The following is a 14802-nucleotide window of genomic DNA, read 5'->3' as shown; positions in this document are numbered from 1 at the left end:
GCCGGTGTAAGAGTAATAAATTATAATTGTTACGAACTAAGTAAAATCTAAACTGAATACATCAACGGTAATGGTCATTGGTTTGGTGAATGCTTTAAGGCTAAACATAATAAATTAAAATTATTAATCAGGTGTGAGTTAAGCTATTCTTGATGGCGTTATATGCCTTTAAGATTATTTATCCATAATTCGCATGAATAATATTTAGGGAACTAAATAGATATTTAATGATTATCTGGATTCGCCCGGTGTGAATACACCGGGTTTTTTTATGGCAAAAAAATGCCCGGACGCGCCGGGCAGAGAGACTAGTCGCTGGTCGATTTTTCGGCTTTACCCGCCAGCTGCGCCAGGAAGTCATACCGTTTTTGCAGATCCGCCGCAGCGTCTTTCCATAGCTGTTCGGCCACTTCCGGCTGCTGCGCGTTAAGGCGACGGAAGCGCTGTTCCTGCATTAACGTCTCGGCCAGAGCATCTGACGGCGTACGCGAATCCAGCGCCAGCGGTAATTTACCCTCGTCCGCACGGCGCGGATCGAATCGGTACAGCGGCCAGAAGCCGGTCGCGGTTAGCTGTCGCATCTGATCGTGGCTGAGTGCCAGGTCGTAGCCATGCTCTTCACACGGGCTGTAGGCAATGATCAGCGACGGGCCGGGATACGCTTCCGCCTCCTGGATCGCCTTCACCGTCTGGTTAAGCTGTGCCCCCAGCGAGATTTGCGCGACGTAAACGTGACCGTACATCATCATGCTCACCCCGAGATCTTTGCGTGCCTTGCGTTTCCCGTGCTCACCGAATTTCGTGACGGCACCCAGCGGCGTGGCTTTCGACGCCTGACCACCGGTGTTGGAATAACACTGCGTATCCAGCACCAGGATATTGACGTTTTCCGTCAGGCTTAGCACGTGGTCCAGTCCGCCAAAGCCGATGTCATAAGCCCAGCCGTCGCCGCCAATCAGCCAGATCGATTTTTCGACCAGGGCGTCCGCGTCGGTCAGCAGCTGTTCAGCGCCCGCCACGCCCTGAAGCGCCTGACGCAGCTCTGCAACCTGCTCACGACGTACCTCTGGCGTCGCGTCGGCGTGAAGCGCGTCATTGAGCCCGGCGGGGATCTGCCCGGCAAACTGCTCCAGCAGGCGCATCACGCGCGCGCGGTGCTGGTCAACGGTCAGGCGGAAGCCCAGACCAAATTCGGCGTTATCCTCGAACAGCGAGTTGGCCCACGCGGGACCGCGACCGTTGGTGTCAGTGGTATACGGCGTGGAGGGCAGGTTGCCGCCATAGATAGACGAACAGCCGGTGGCGTTGGCAATCAGCATCCTGTCACCGTACAGCTGGGTAAGCAGCTTGATATACGGTGTTTCACCGCAGCCCGAGCAGGCGCCGGAGTATTCAAACAGCGGCGTGATCAGCTGCGAAGTGCGAATATCAATGCGTTCCAGTTTGCTGCGATCGATTTCGGGCAGATTCAGGAAGAAGTCATAATTCACTTTCTCTTCTTCGACGTGCTCCAGACGCGACATCATATTGATGGCTTTAATCTCCGGGTTCTGCCTGTCTTTCGCCGGGCAAACCTCGACGCACAGGTTACAGCCGGTGCAGTCTTCCGGCGCGACCTGCAGAACGTATTTCTGTCCGCGCATATCGCGGGATTTTACATCCAGGGAATGCAGGCTGGCCGGGGCGGCCTCCATCTCTTCCGACGACACCACTTTGGCACGAATGGCAGAGTGCGGGCAGGCCGCCACGCAGTGGTTGCACTGAGTACACAGATCTTCTTTCCAGATGGGGATCGCTTCGGCGATGTTGCGTTTTTCCCAGCGGGTGGTGCCCATCGGCCAGGTGCCATCCGGCGGTAGGGCAGAGACGGGCAGGGCATCACCCAGCCCGGCCAGCATCGCCGCCGTCACGGTCTTCACGAAATCAGGTGCCGCATCAGACACCACCGGAGGGCGGTTCGGGCTTGCGGCGTTGACCGGCTGCAGCGGGACCTCAAACAGCGACTCGCGCGCCAGGGCCAGCGCTTGCCAGTTACGCTCGACCAGCTCCTGGCCCTTGCTGCTGTAGCTTTTGGCAATCGCGCCCTGCAGTTCCGCCAGCGCGCTGTCGCCTGGCAGGATATTCGTCAGATGGAAGAAGGCCATCTGCATAACGGTATTGATACGCGCGGCAAGGCCACATTCGCGGGCAATTTTCGCCGCGTTAACCACATAGAAACGGGCTTTTTTCTGGTTCAGCACCGCCTGCACTTCCTGCGGCAGGCGAGACCAGACTTCATCCGCGCTGTATGGCGTATTCAGGAGGAAAATACCGCCAGGCTTCAGGCGCTCGGCCATCTGGTACTTATCAATGAACTGCAGCTGGTGACAGCCAACAAAATCAGCCTGAGAAATTAGATACGCAGAGCGGATGGGCTGTTCGCTCACCCGCAGGTGGGAAACGGTCAGGCCGCCGGCTTTCTTGGAGTCATAGACGAAGTACCCCTGGGCGTACCACGGCGTGGAGTTCCCGATGATTTTGATGTTGTTTTTGGTCGCGGAGACGCTGCCGTCACTGCCCAGACCATAGAACAGCGCCTCGAGTTTGGCGGTCGAGGGCAGGGTGTTTTCCGGCAACGTCAGGGACAGATTCGTCACATCATCATAAATGCCGACGGTAAAGCGCGGCTTGGGCTTCGCTTCGCTGAGCTCGTTGAAGACCGCCAGCACGCAGTCCGGTCCGAACTCTTTGGAGGACAAACCGTAACGCCCCCCGATCGCGCGCGGCAGCGTTTCACGTTCGCCATGATTAAAGGCCTCGGCCAGGGCGGTCATCACATCCAGATACAGCGGTTCCGCCTGCGCGCCCGGCTCTTTGGTGCGATCGAGCACCGCAACGGTACGCGCGCTTTCCGGCAGCGCAGAGAGGAGATGTTTCGCCGAGAACGGCCGATAAAGACGCACTTTCAGCACGCCAACTTTTTCGCCGCGCGTCAGCAGCTCATCAACAACTTCCTCGCAGGTGCCAATGGCCGATCCCATCAGCACAATGACCCGTTCCGCCTGCGGATGGCCGTAATACTCAAAGGGTTTGTATTCCCGACCCGTTGCGGCAGCAAAGTCATTCATCGCCTGTTCAACATGGTCGTAAACCGCGTTGTACCACGGGTTGGTGGCCTCGCGTGACTGGAAATAGGTATCCGGGTTCGCCGACGTGCCGCGAATCACCGGGTGCTCCGGATTCAGGGCGCGGGCGCGATGCGCGTCGATGTCCGCCTGCGGAAGCAGATTCAGAATTGTCTCGTCAGCCAGCGGGACGATTTTGTTAATTTCGTGGGACGTACGGAAACCATCAAAGAAATGAATAAACGGCACCCGGCTTTTGAGCGTGGCGATATGCGAAATCAGGGCAAAGTCCTGGGCTTCCTGAACGCTACTGGCGCACAGCATCGCGCAGCCGGTCTGGCGAACGGCCATCACGTCAGAATGATCGCCAAAGATAGAGAGCGCGTGGGTGGCAACGGTACGCGCAGCGACGTGCAGAACGAAGGGAGTCAGTTGTCCGGCAAGTTTGTACAGCGTCGGGATCATTAATAACAATCCCTGGGAAGAGGTAAACGACGTGGAAAGCGCGCCGGTCTGAAGTGCGCCGTGGACCGTGGCAATTGCACCGGCTTCAGACTGCATCTCAACCACTCGCGGGACATCGCCCCAGACGTTTTTTAACCCGTTACCCGCCCAGGCGTCCGCCTGCTCAGCCATGGTAGAACTTGGCGTAATCGGGTAGATGGCGATAACTTCACTGGTGCGAAACGCGACTGAGGCAACTGCACCATTACCGTCAATAGTTTGCATAGGACAACACCCTTACATTGCGCAAAAAAATAGGGGTCTGTATTACGGCAACAAACCCTGAATATTATCTGTGTATTCTAGCAAACGGGGGATTTTTCGATTTTCGCTTTTGTGTCCTCGTTATTCCTGCCATCAATGAGTAGATCAAACTTTTGGCAGAAAAATTGCGAGAAATTGTTTCAGGAGCGCATAAATACGCACTTCCGCTCTCGACGACACGGGATGGGATGCCTATTATGCATAGGTTTCGCATTATTCATGGGGGAGAGAGCATGCGCTCAGCATTTTTGGTAGGGTGTGCCGCATTATTGTTGTCGGCATGCAGCAGTGAACCTGTCCAGCAGGCAACTGCCGCGCACGTGGTGCCGGGTATGAAAGCCGCGATGTCCAGCTCCGGTCAGGCCAACTGCGGGATGATTGGCGGTTCGCTGTCGGTAGCTCGCCAGCTTGATGGTTCAGCTATTGGGATGTGCGCCTTGCCAAACGGCAAACGCTGCAGTGAACAGTCGCTTGCCGTTGGAACCTGCGGTAACTACTGATTATTCTGCACGCTTAAACATCAGCGTTTTATCGGCTGTCGCCAGCGTTAACTGGTCTTCAGTCAGGTCGACCTGCGCGCCTTTGCGCAGCATGTCGCCGATGGCCTGATCCAGCTCGTTAAGCTGCGGCTCATTACAGAGCTTGCGCGTCATGGCCAGCGTTTTCACCTTCAGCTCGCCTTCGGACAATTTCCCCTGTCCGTTGAAGCGGTTACACATCTGGCCAGAAACGCTGATGTTATTCACCAGGCTGATATCTGGCAACGCGCTAAAACCGATCTCAGGTTGCGTTGTCGCGGTCTTCACGGCCTTACCGTCCACACTTTCCAGCACAAAGCGGTGGTTCTTAAGTTGCTCCGGCTGAACGGAGGCTTTACCCGGATTAACGCAGCCGGTAAGGACAAGACTGATAACACTTAACGCAATGAGCTTTTTCATTTTTCTTCTCAAACTATAAACACTGTGAATCTTTTTCCAGTGTAACGATACTCTGCCATGCGTTAATGGGGTTTATCTGAAAGTGCGGGGAGGAGCCGGGCAACGCAGCGGTTGCCCGGGATGACGTTAATGTGATTTAAACCCTGCCGCCGTCATCAGCATACGGAAGAGCATACTGACCGCAGCCAGCGCCAGTACGCTGCCGCCCCAGATAATGGCCAGCCAAAGCAATCTTTTCCAGACCGGTTGTTGCATCAGTGATAACTCTCCCCATGCTGAACTTTGCCGCGAAAAACGTAGTAACTCCAGAAGGTGTAGACCAGAATAACGGGAATGATCAACAGCGCGCCGACCAGCATAAAGCCCTGGCTTTGCGTCGGTGCGGCGGCCTGCCACAGGGTGATTGAGGGTGGAATGATGTGCGGCCAGATGCTGATCCCAAGCCCGCTAAAGCCGAGGAAGATCAGCCCCAGCGTCAGGATAAACGGTCGGCTATGGCTGTCGGGATTATTCAGGCAGCGCCACTGATACAAACTAAAAATCACCACCAGGGCCGGGACGGGCAGCAGATAGAACAGGTTCGGCAGCGTAAACCAGCGCGCCGCGATGGCCGGCTGCGCCAGCGGTGTCCAGAGGCTGATCGCCGCAATAAACGCCAGCAGCACGAGTAACAGGGTTTTCGATACCTGACGCATCCGCTGTTGCAATGCATTTTCGCTTTTCATTACCAGCCAGGTCGAGCCTAACAGCGCGTAGGCCACCACCAGGCCCGCGCCGCAAAACAGATTAAACGCGGTAAACCAGTCAAAGGGGCCGCCGGTATAGGCCCGGCCGGTGACGGCAAAGCCGTTAATGACGGCGCCCACCGTCACGCCCTGGGTAAACGTCGCCAGAATGGAACCGCCTATAAACGCCTTATCCCAGAAAGGACGGTGTGCTGGCGTGGCTTTAAAGCGAAACTCAAACGCTACGCCACGAAAAATAAGACCGATCAGCATTAATGTGAGCGGAATGGTGAGGGCATCGATAATCACGGCGTAGGCCAGCGGAAAGGCGCCGAACAGGGCGGCCCCGCCAAGCACCAGCCAGGTTTCATTCCCGTCCCAGACCGGCGCGACGCTGTTAACCATCACATCGCGATCGTCGGCGTTCTGCGTGGCCGGGAACAGAATGCCAATCCCCAGATCAAAACCGTCCATCACGATATACATCAGCGTGGCAAAGACGATGATCACAAACCAGATAATGGAAAGATCGATACCCATTATGGCTGCTCCTTATGTTCAGTTGTGACGGCAGAAAGCGGGCGCGCCGGACGTCCGTCGGACTCGGTGGCGAAAGATTCATGCGGCTGCGGGCCTTTTCGGATGAGGCGCACCATATAGCTGTAACCCACGCCAAATACCGAGGTGTAAACGACGAAGAAGGCCAGCAGGCTCACGCTCATATGCAAATCGCCATGGGCAGAAACCGCATCCTTCGTGCGCTGGAGCCCATAGACCACCCACGGCTGGCGGCCCACTTCGGTGGTGATCCACCCGGCCAGAATGGCAATCAGCCCGGATGGCCCCATCAGCAGCGCAAACCACAGGAAAGGGCGCGATGAATAAACGCGCTTTTTATAGCGCAGCCAGAGTGCCGTTACCCCAAGCAGCAGCATCAGCATGCCCAGGCCCGCCATAATGCGGAACGACCAGAAGACGATGGTGGAATTCGGGCGGTCTTCCTTTGGAAACTCTTTGAGCGCCGGTACCTGTTTATCCAGACTGTGCGTCAGAATAAGGCTTCCCAGCGCCGGGATCTCCAGCCCAAAGCGGGTGCGCTCCTGTTCCATATCCGGCCAGCCAAACAGCAGTAGCGGGGTAGGCTCGCCCGGTGGATTTTCCCAGTGACCTTCAATGGCGGCAATTTTCGCGGGCTGGTGCTTTAAGGTGTTCAGCCCGTGCATATCGCCCACCATGGCCTGGAGGGGCGCGACAATCAGCGTCATCCACAGCGCCATTGAAAACATTGCCCGGATGGCGGGGGTATTATTCCCGCGCAGCAGATGCCATGCCGCGGATGCGCCAACAAACAGGGCGCTGCTCAGGAACGCGGCTATCGACATGTGCAGCAGGCGGTAAGGGAAGGAGGGGTTAAACACCACCGCGAACCAGTCTACCGGCACCACCTGACCGTTGACGATCTCATAGCCCTGCGGGGTTTGCATCCAGCTGTTGGAGGAGAGGATCCAGAAGGTGGAGATAATGGTCCCCAGTGCCACCATGCAGGTGGAAAAGAAGTGCAGCCTCGGCCCGACTTTATTCCAGCCGAACAGCATCACGCCGAGGAACCCAGCTTCGAGGAAGAAGGCGGTAAGCACTTCATAGGTCAGAAGCGGGCCGGTAATACTGCCCGCAAACTGCGAAAAGCCGCTCCAGTTGGTGCCAAACTGGTACGCCATCACCAGCCCGGAGACCACGCCCATGCCAAAGTTGACGGCAAAAATCTTCGACCAGAAATGGTATAGCGAGCGCCAGACCGGATTTTTTGTTTTCAGCCACAGCCCTTCGAGTACGGCAAGGTAGCTTGCGAGACCAATGGTGATGGCCGGGAAAATAATGTGGAAGGATACGGTAAAGGCAAACTGTATCCGCGCAAGGTGAAAAGCATCCAAACCAAACATGCAAAACTCCGCGATGTAATTATGTCGATGCCATTCTAAGCCGCGCCAGCTCTGGGTTGCAGAAACAGACCCGGCATATTTACCTATAACAGTTTGCCCAGTGTATTATTTATAGATGTGCTTAAAGTCCGCTTTTCGCTAATGACTTTGCCCGAGTAATTGCTCCGGCATTAAATATGCGGTGCTCGTAGCGATCGGTTACGTCACTCACGCGGTAAATTTTCCACTTTCCGTCTTCACGACGCATATAGACTTCAAGATTAAGAAACCCGCCGTTCTCAATACCAATCCGGACAGGAAGAACTTCGCCATTGATGAATTGATGCGGCGCACCAATCTCGAGCCGCTTCACCCAAGAGGGATCATAATCCTGAACATAAGCGAAATAATCTGACCCCAGGATTTCCTGTTCAGGAATAGACTCTATCTCGTTAAGTCGGGATAGCGTATCTGCCGCAACGTACTCTCTAAGCTGAGGGTATTCCCCATCGCTTTCCGCAAAAAATGTCAGATAGTTGGAGTAAAATTCTTCCGCCCGTTCGGCAGCACTCTGCTGAGGTACGCACGTACAAGCTGATAATAATAACGCCAGAGTAATTATAATCCCCTTCATCATCGACTCATCCTGTAAATCTTATAGGTTGGTTGTGCGCGGCGGTAACCCGGCCCGGGGTACATACTGAGCTGGGTAAAATCTGAGATCCACCGAGTGCCGTCGAACATTGTCATATGGCCGCTTGAGTTTCCCCCGGGATAGGGCTGAATTACAGCCACATCTCCGCTAAGCAACGTTGAACCAGGAGGAACCTCTTTAAATCCTGCACGCAAAAGTTTTGGTCCATAATCCTTTGCATCATGTGTACGTTCAAGCGTAATGCCGCCAGCGATTATGGCACGACGTGTAAACTTCGCGCATTCGTTATGAGAGTGTCCAAGCGCATGCGAGCGGAGGTAAGAAACAGCCGCGTCTTTATTCCAACTCATTGATAGTTCCTTTCTGTAAGGTAAGAGCGAAATTCCTGCTTGAGCAAGACAAGTAGCAGAGTGTTCATTAGCCTGTTGTTAATACTCTGTGGTTGATGATATGAGTAGGCAAAAAATGTTATATATTATATTTATATTTCATGTGGTTATGTATGTATGGCCGGGGACTGTAAACATCAATATTTAATAACATGGACGAGTATCAGGGAATAAAAACATTCTTTTTATGATTTTTTCGCATTAAACCGCTTGCTTTGTCGTCAGCGTCGTGCGTTAATGGCCTTCTGGTTTTGAGTCCAAATAAATATCTGACGTAGTTTTATAAAGCAGTTCTCATCACGTTGTGCCTCTCCGCAGCCTCTCTTGGGTCTTTATCTACATTCCGATTCGTTTTGTTTAAAACCATTATGCCCAATCGGCCCATTAGTAATTTACGTTTTAACGTTTCAGGAGAATCCTATGACTTCTTATATCCATTTTCGCTGCCCATGCTGCCATGGTTCGCAGTACCGTACCTCAGCCTTTGACGTGTCTGAGAAAAACCCGTTTGGCGCGAAATGCATTTTTTGCAAATCGCCGATGATCACGCTCGACCACCTGGCTGCCGCGCATTCCGCTCAGAGCCACGTGACCGAATACCGTAAGTAATTCATCTTCCAGACTATAACAGTTCGCTAAATCTTCTCTTTTTCTCCTGCTGATATACACTGTCGGTCGTAAGGAGAATCTGATGAAAAAATACCAGCGTCTGGCGCAACAAATTATCTCGCAGATTGAGCTTGGCGTATGGCTGCCGGGCGATAAGCTGCCTTCCCTGCGAGAGCAGGTGGCAAGCAGCGGCATGAGTTTTATGACCGTTGGCCACGCGTATCAGATGCTGGAAAGTCAGGGGCGCATTGTCGCCAGACCGCAGTCGGGCTATTACGTTGCCTCGCGCCCGACCGCACAACAGCCTGCGCCACCCGCTCAGGTGATGCGTGACGAAGCGGTGGATATCAATACCTACATCTTCGACGTCTTACAGGCCAGCCGCGACCCCTCCGTTGTTCCCTTTGCTTCCGCGTTTCCCGACCCCAGACTTTTCCCGCTTCAGCAGCTCAACCGTTCGCTGGCAAACGTCAGCAAAACCGCGACGGCGATGAGCGTGATTGAGAACCTGCCGCCGGGAAACGTCGATCTCCGCCACGCCATTGCCCGCCGCTACGCGCAGCAGGGGATGAACATCTCCCCGGAAGAGATCGTGATCACCGCAGGCGCGCTCGAAGCGCTGAATCTTAGCCTTCAGGCGGTAACCGAGCCGGGTGACTGGGTGATTGTCGAAAACCCCTGTTTTTACGGTGCGCTGCAGGCGCTGGAACGCCTGAAGCTCAAAGCGTTGTCGATTGCGACGGACGTTCGCGAGGGGATCGATCTCAATGCCTTAGAGCAGGCGCTGAATGAATACCCGGTTAAAGCCTGCTGGATCATGACTAACAGCCAAAACCCGCTCGGCTTCACGCTGAGCGCGGAGAAAAAAGCCCAGCTTGTCGCCCTGTTAACCCAGCACAACGTCCCGCTGATTGAAGATGACGTCTACAGCGAGCTCTATTTTGGACGTGAAAAGCCGCTCCCGGCGAAAGCGTGGGATCGTCAGGACATGACGCTACACTGCTCGTCCTTTTCAAAATGTCTGGTGGCCGGTTTTCGCATCGGCTGGGTGGCGGCAGGAAAACACGCGCGACGCATTCAGCAGCTGCAGCTGATGAGCACGCTTTCAACCAGTTCTCCCATGCAGCTGGCGCTGGTGGATTACCTGGCGACCAAACGCTACGACGCCCACCTGCGCCGCCTGCGGCGTACGCTGGCCGAGCGAAAGCAGCAGGCCTGGCAGTCACTTCTTCGCCATATGCCTGCGGGCGTTAAAATTCACCATAACGACAGCGGCTACTTTTTATGGCTGGAACTGCCGGCACAGCTGGACGCGGGGCTGCTGAGCGAAAAGGCCTTAACGCACCACATCAGCATTGCTCCCGGAAAAATGTTTTCCACCTCTGACGCGTGGACGCCGTTCTTTCGTTTTAATACCTCCTGGGCCTGGGGAGAGCGGGAAGAGCAGGCGGTCATTCAGTTAGGAAAATTAATTAGCACGATGCTGGAATAATCCTTTCTCCGTTATTTAAATAATCAATTCTTATCCTGATGACGGCACTGCGACTATTTCGCGGTGACCCGTCATAGGAAATCTGCATACCGTCTCTCGCGCCTAACCCCTTGTCTATAATCCAGTTAACGGGGAATGCGCCCTCGGTCACACCTTGATGAAATTTCCTGAAGCCGAACGGTGCGGCGCATTTGCGCGGTCTACGTTTAATAAGGGAGATATTTTTACGGCACGGCTGCCGCTAAATTTCATTGCGACAGGAGTAACTCTTATGAGCAAAAAATTTGCCCGCAGCAGCCTGTGTGCGCTCGGCATGACCATCATGACAGCGCAAGCCGCAGAACCCCCCAAGTCCATTGGCGACGGGGAAGGCCGACTGGATATTATCGCCTGGCCGGGATACATCGAGCGGGGGCAGACGGATAAAAACTACGACTGGGTCACCCAGTTTGAAAAAGAGACCGGGTGTGCGGTCAACGTCAAAACGGCAGCCACGTCGGATGAAATGGTCAGCCTGATGGCGAAAGGGGGATATGACCTGGTGACCGCCTCAGGTGATGCCTCCCTGCGGCTGATCATGGGCAAACGCGTCCAGCCGATTAACCCCGATCTTATCCCCAACTGGAAAACCCTCGACGAGCGGATTGTGAAAGGGGAATGGTTTAACGTCGGCGGTAAAGTCTACGGCACGCCGTACCAGTGGGGGCCAAACCTGCTGATGTACAACACCAAAACCTTCCCGACGCCGCCGGACAGCTGGAGCGTCGTCTTTACCAAACAGGATCTGCCGGACGGTAAAACCAATCAGGGACGCGTGCAGGCCTATGACGGCCCGATTTACATCGCCGATGCGGCGCTGTTCGTCAAAGCGACCCAGCCGCAGTTGGGTATCAAAGACCCTTACCAGCTCACCGAAGCACAGTATGCCGCCGTGCTGAAAGTGCTGCGCGACCAGCATGCGCTGATCCACCGCTACTGGCATGACACCACCGTCCAGATGAGCGATTTCAAAAACGAGGGCGTGGTGGCCTCCAGCGCCTGGCCGTATCAGGCGAATGCCCTGAAGGCCGAGAACCAGCCCATTGCCACCGTCTTCCCGAAAGAGGGGGTGACAGGCTGGGCGGACACCACCATGCTGCACGCGCAGGCTAAACACCCGATGTGCGCCTACAAATGGATGAACTGGTCGCTGACGCCGAAAGTGCAGGGCGATCTGGCCGCATGGTTTGGCTCCCTGCCCGTGGTGCCGGAAGGGTGTAAAGCCAGCACGCTGCTGGGCGATAAAGGCTGCGAAACAAACGGTTATAATGAGTTCGACAAAATCATGTTCTGGAAAACCCCCATCGCAGAAGGCGGCAAATTTGTCCCTTACAGCCGCTGGACGCAGGATTACATCGCCATCATGGGCGGTCGTTAATTGCCCGGGAGCAGAACATGACGTACGCAGTCGAGTTTAACAATGTTTCCCGTCTGTACGGCGACGTCCGGGCGGTGGATGGGGTCACCATTGCGATCCGCGACGGAGAGTTTTTCTCCATGCTGGGGCCTTCTGGCTCCGGCAAAACCACCTGCCTGCGTCTGATCGCCGGTTTTGAACAGCTGTCAGGTGGGACGATTTCCATCTTCGGCAAAGAGGCGAGCGAACTGCCCCCCTGGGAGCGGGACGTGAACACCGTGTTTCAGGACTACGCGCTGTTCCCGCATATGTCGATCCTCGACAATGTTGCCTACGGGCTGATGGTCAAAGGCGTCGACAAGAAAAAACGCCATGCCCAGGCCCGCGATGCTCTGGAAAAAGTGGGCCTGAGCTTTGCCATCGCCCGCAAACCTTCGCAACTTTCCGGCGGCCAGCGTCAGCGTGTCGCCATCGCCCGCGCGCTGGTGAATGAACCGCGCGTCCTGCTGCTGGACGAGCCTTTAGGGGCACTCGATCTCAAGCTGCGGGAACAGATGCAGTTCGAGCTGAAGAAACTTCAGCAGGAACTCGGCATCACCTTTATTTTTGTCACCCACGATCAGGGCGAGGCCCTTTCCATGTCGGACCGGGTGGCGGTGTTCAATAACGGGCGCATCGAGCAGGTGGATACCCCACGCGATCTCTACATGCGTCCGCGCACGCCGTTTGTCGCCGGTTTTGTCGGCACCTCCAACGTTTTTGATGCGGGCCTTGCGCAGACGCTTTGCGGCATGGAGGGCACCTTTTCCCTGCGCCCGGAGCATATTCGCCTTAATGAACAGGGTGACGTTCAGGTTCAGGGCGTCGTGCAGGCCGTACAGTATCAGGGGGCTGCCACGCGTCTGGAGCTGAAGCTCGCCGATGGCGCCAAACTGCTGGTGAGCCAGGCTAACTTCAGTGACGCCTCGCCGCTGAGCGGCATTGCGCCGGGGCAGGCGGTCATGGCGTCATGGTCGCGCGAGGCGATGATCCGCCTTCACGAGGAGAGGTGAAATGGATATGAGCGTTGCGCATCCTCCCGCCCCGCGCGGCCGTCTGAGCCGCATGACGGCCCTGTTCTGGCGAAAGCCGTCGCTCGGTCTGTTCCTGCTTCTGCTTGCGCCGCTGATGTGGTTTGGCATCGTCTATTTAGGGTCGCTGCTGACGCTGCTGTGGCAGGGGTTTTACACCTTTGACGATTTCACCATGGCGGTCACGCCGGATCTCACGCTGGCGAACATTCAGGCGCTCTTCAACCCGGCAAACTACGACATCATCCTGCGCACGTTAACGATGGCGATTGCGGTGACCATTGCCAGCGCCATCCTTGCGTTCCCGATGGCCTGGTACATGGCGCGATACACCAGCGGCAAGTGGAAAGCGTTTTTCTATATCGCCGTGATGCTGCCAATGTGGGCGAGCTATATCGTTAAAGCCTACGCCTGGACGCTGCTGCTGGCGAAGGACGGCGTGGCCCAGTGGTTTCTCAGCCATCTCGGCCTGGAGCCGATTCTGACCTCAATCCTGACGCTCCCGGCAGTTGGCGGCAACACCTTGTCCACCTCCGGGCTGGGACGGTTTCTGGTCTTCGTTTACATCTGGCTGCCGTTTATGATCCTGCCCGTCCAGGCGGCGCTGGAACGTCTTCCGGCCTCGCTGCTGCAGGCCTCAGCCGACCTCGGCGCGCGTCCCCGGCAGACGTTCCGCTATGTCGTTCTGCCGCTGGCCATCCCGGGCATTGCGGCGGGTTCAATCTTTACGTTTTCCCTGACGCTTGGGGATTTCATCGTTCCTCAGCTGGTCGGCCCGCCGGGCTACTTCATTGGTAACATGGTCTACTCCCAGCAGGGCGCCATCGGCAATATGCCGATGGCCGCCGCGTTCACGCTGGTTCCCATCGTGCTGATTTCTCTTTATCTGGCGTTCGTGAAACGTCTGGGAGCATTCGATGCACTCTGAACGCGCACCGCTGTTCCTGAAAGTGGCAGCGTGGGGAGGCGTCATCTTCCTGCACTTCCCGCTGCTGATTATCGCGACCTATGCCTTCAACACCGAGGACGCCGCCTTCAGCTTTCCGCCGCAGGGGCTGACGCTGAAGTGGTTTAGCGTGGCGGCGGGGCGCGGCGATATCATCGAATCCGTGACGTTGTCACTTCAAATTGCCGCGCTTTCTACCGCGATAGCCCTTGTGCTTGGCACGCTTGCTGCAGCAGCGCTGTGGCGAAGCGCGTTTTTTGGCAAGAATGCGATCTCTCTGCTGCTGCTGTTACCGATTGCGTTACCGGGGATCATCACCGGCCTGGCGCTGCTGACGGCTTTCAAAACGATTAACCTGGAGCCGGGGTTTTTCACCATCGTGGTCGGACACGCCACCTTCTGCGTGGTGGTGGTGTTTAACAACGTGATTGCCCGGTTCAGACGCACCTCCTGGAGCCTGGTGGAAGCGTCGATGGATCTCGGGGCTGACGGGTGGCAAACCTTTCGCTATGTGGTGCTGCCCAATCTGGGTTCCGCGCTGCTGGCCGGGGGAATGCTGGCGTTTGCCCTGTCGTTTGACGAGATCATCGTCACAACGTTTACGGCGGGACACGAGCGCACGTTACCGCTGTGGTTGCTCAACCAGCTCGGGCGTCCGCGTGACGTGCCGGTCACCAACGTCGTGGCTCTGCTGGTGATGCTGGTGACAACTATCCCCATTCTGGGAGCCTGGTGGCTAACCCGCGACGGCGAAAACATTGCCGGCAGCGGGAAATAACAGTGAATTCAAC

General features: G+C 55.9%; 14 protein-coding genes. 7 read left to right on the top strand and 7 right to left on the bottom strand.

From position 1 onward, the window contains the following. Nucleotides 1-308: 308 nt before the first annotated feature. On the bottom strand, nt 309-3833 hold the full coding sequence (gene nifJ / locus ACEPLT_RS11905; protein WP_232927694.1) for a pyruvate:ferredoxin (flavodoxin) oxidoreductase: 3525 nt from the start codon (nt 3831-3833) through the stop codon (nt 309-311). A gap of 272 nt (nt 3834-4105) precedes the next feature. Between nifJ and ACEPLT_RS11900 the strand changes: the two genes are divergently transcribed. Beyond that, a complete protein-coding gene (locus ACEPLT_RS11900; RefSeq protein ID WP_447088250.1) occupies nt 4106-4372 on the top strand; it encodes a putative hemolysin in 267 nt (88 codons plus the stop codon). Here ACEPLT_RS11900 and hslJ read toward each other — a convergent pair whose 3' ends face one another. The 6 genes from hslJ to ACEPLT_RS11870 form a co-directional block, all read right to left on the bottom strand. Continuing rightward, nucleotides 4373-4810 (bottom strand): heat shock protein HslJ, encoded by a 438-nt coding sequence (gene hslJ / locus ACEPLT_RS11895; RefSeq protein ID WP_055321427.1) that lies wholly within the window; start codon nt 4808-4810, stop codon nt 4373-4375. 126 nt (nt 4811-4936) lie between these two features. After that, entirely contained in the window at nt 4937-5065 is a 129-nt protein-coding gene (locus ACEPLT_RS11890; protein WP_008501283.1) for a DUF2474 domain-containing protein, read from the bottom strand. Further along, entirely contained in the window at nt 5065-6075 is a 1011-nt protein-coding gene (gene cydB, locus ACEPLT_RS11885; protein WP_232927696.1) for a cytochrome d ubiquinol oxidase subunit II, read from the bottom strand. Before cydB ends, ACEPLT_RS11890 begins: the two co-directional genes overlap by 1 nt. Continuing rightward, the gene (locus ACEPLT_RS11880) at nt 6075-7475 is read right to left on the bottom strand and encodes a cytochrome ubiquinol oxidase subunit I (RefSeq protein WP_021240254.1); all 1401 of its coding nucleotides are present in this window, start codon (nt 7473-7475) and stop codon (nt 6075-6077) included. Before ACEPLT_RS11880 ends, cydB begins: the two co-directional genes overlap by 1 nt. A gap of 121 nt (nt 7476-7596) precedes the next feature. Continuing rightward, the gene (locus ACEPLT_RS11875) at nt 7597-8091 is read right to left on the bottom strand and encodes a DUF3828 domain-containing protein (protein WP_232927699.1); all 495 of its coding nucleotides are present in this window, start codon (nt 8089-8091) and stop codon (nt 7597-7599) included. Continuing rightward, nucleotides 8088-8459 carry a hypothetical protein gene (locus ACEPLT_RS11870; protein WP_023292286.1) on the bottom strand — a complete coding sequence of 124 codons (372 nt, stop codon included), beginning with the start codon at nt 8457-8459 and terminating at the stop codon, nt 8088-8090. The genes ACEPLT_RS11875 and ACEPLT_RS11870 overlap by 4 nt, the downstream gene beginning before the upstream one ends. Before the next feature lie 459 nt (nt 8460-8918). Here ACEPLT_RS11870 and ymcF point away from each other — a divergent pair, with 459 nt between their 5' ends. From ymcF to ACEPLT_RS11840, 6 genes are all read left to right on the top strand, one after another. Then, nucleotides 8919-9107, top strand: coding sequence for a cold shock small protein YmcF (gene ymcF / locus ACEPLT_RS11865; protein ID WP_032645155.1), 189 nt, complete (start codon nt 8919-8921; stop codon nt 9105-9107). Between the two features lie 82 nt (nt 9108-9189). Continuing rightward, a complete protein-coding gene (locus tag ACEPLT_RS11860; protein ID WP_021240253.1) occupies nt 9190-10599 on the top strand; it encodes an aminotransferase-like domain-containing protein in 1410 nt (469 codons plus the stop codon). A gap of 271 nt (nt 10600-10870) precedes the next feature. Next, on the top strand, nt 10871-12016 hold the full coding sequence (gene ydcS / locus ACEPLT_RS11855) for a putative ABC transporter substrate-binding protein YdcS (RefSeq protein WP_047748831.1): 1146 nt from the start codon (nt 10871-10873) through the stop codon (nt 12014-12016). A 17-nt stretch (nt 12017-12033) separates the two neighbouring features. Then, a complete protein-coding gene (locus ACEPLT_RS11850) occupies nt 12034-13047 on the top strand; it encodes an ABC transporter ATP-binding protein (RefSeq protein WP_023344245.1) in 1014 nt (337 codons plus the stop codon). Between the two features lies 1 nt (nt 13048). Next, complete coding sequence (locus ACEPLT_RS11845) at nt 13049-13993, top strand: ABC transporter permease (protein ID WP_008501290.1); 945 nt, start codon at nt 13049-13051, stop codon at nt 13991-13993. Continuing rightward, nucleotides 13983-14789 (top strand): ABC transporter permease, encoded by an 807-nt coding sequence (locus ACEPLT_RS11840; RefSeq protein ID WP_023292290.1) that lies wholly within the window; start codon nt 13983-13985, stop codon nt 14787-14789. The genes ACEPLT_RS11845 and ACEPLT_RS11840 overlap by 11 nt, the downstream gene beginning before the upstream one ends. Nucleotides 14790-14802 lie beyond the last annotated feature (13 nt).

It is taken from the genome of Enterobacter sp. fkY84-1, assembly GCF_052974705.1.
The sequence above is the reverse complement of the archived record's forward strand: the minus strand, read 5'-3'. Positions and strand labels throughout refer to the sequence as shown.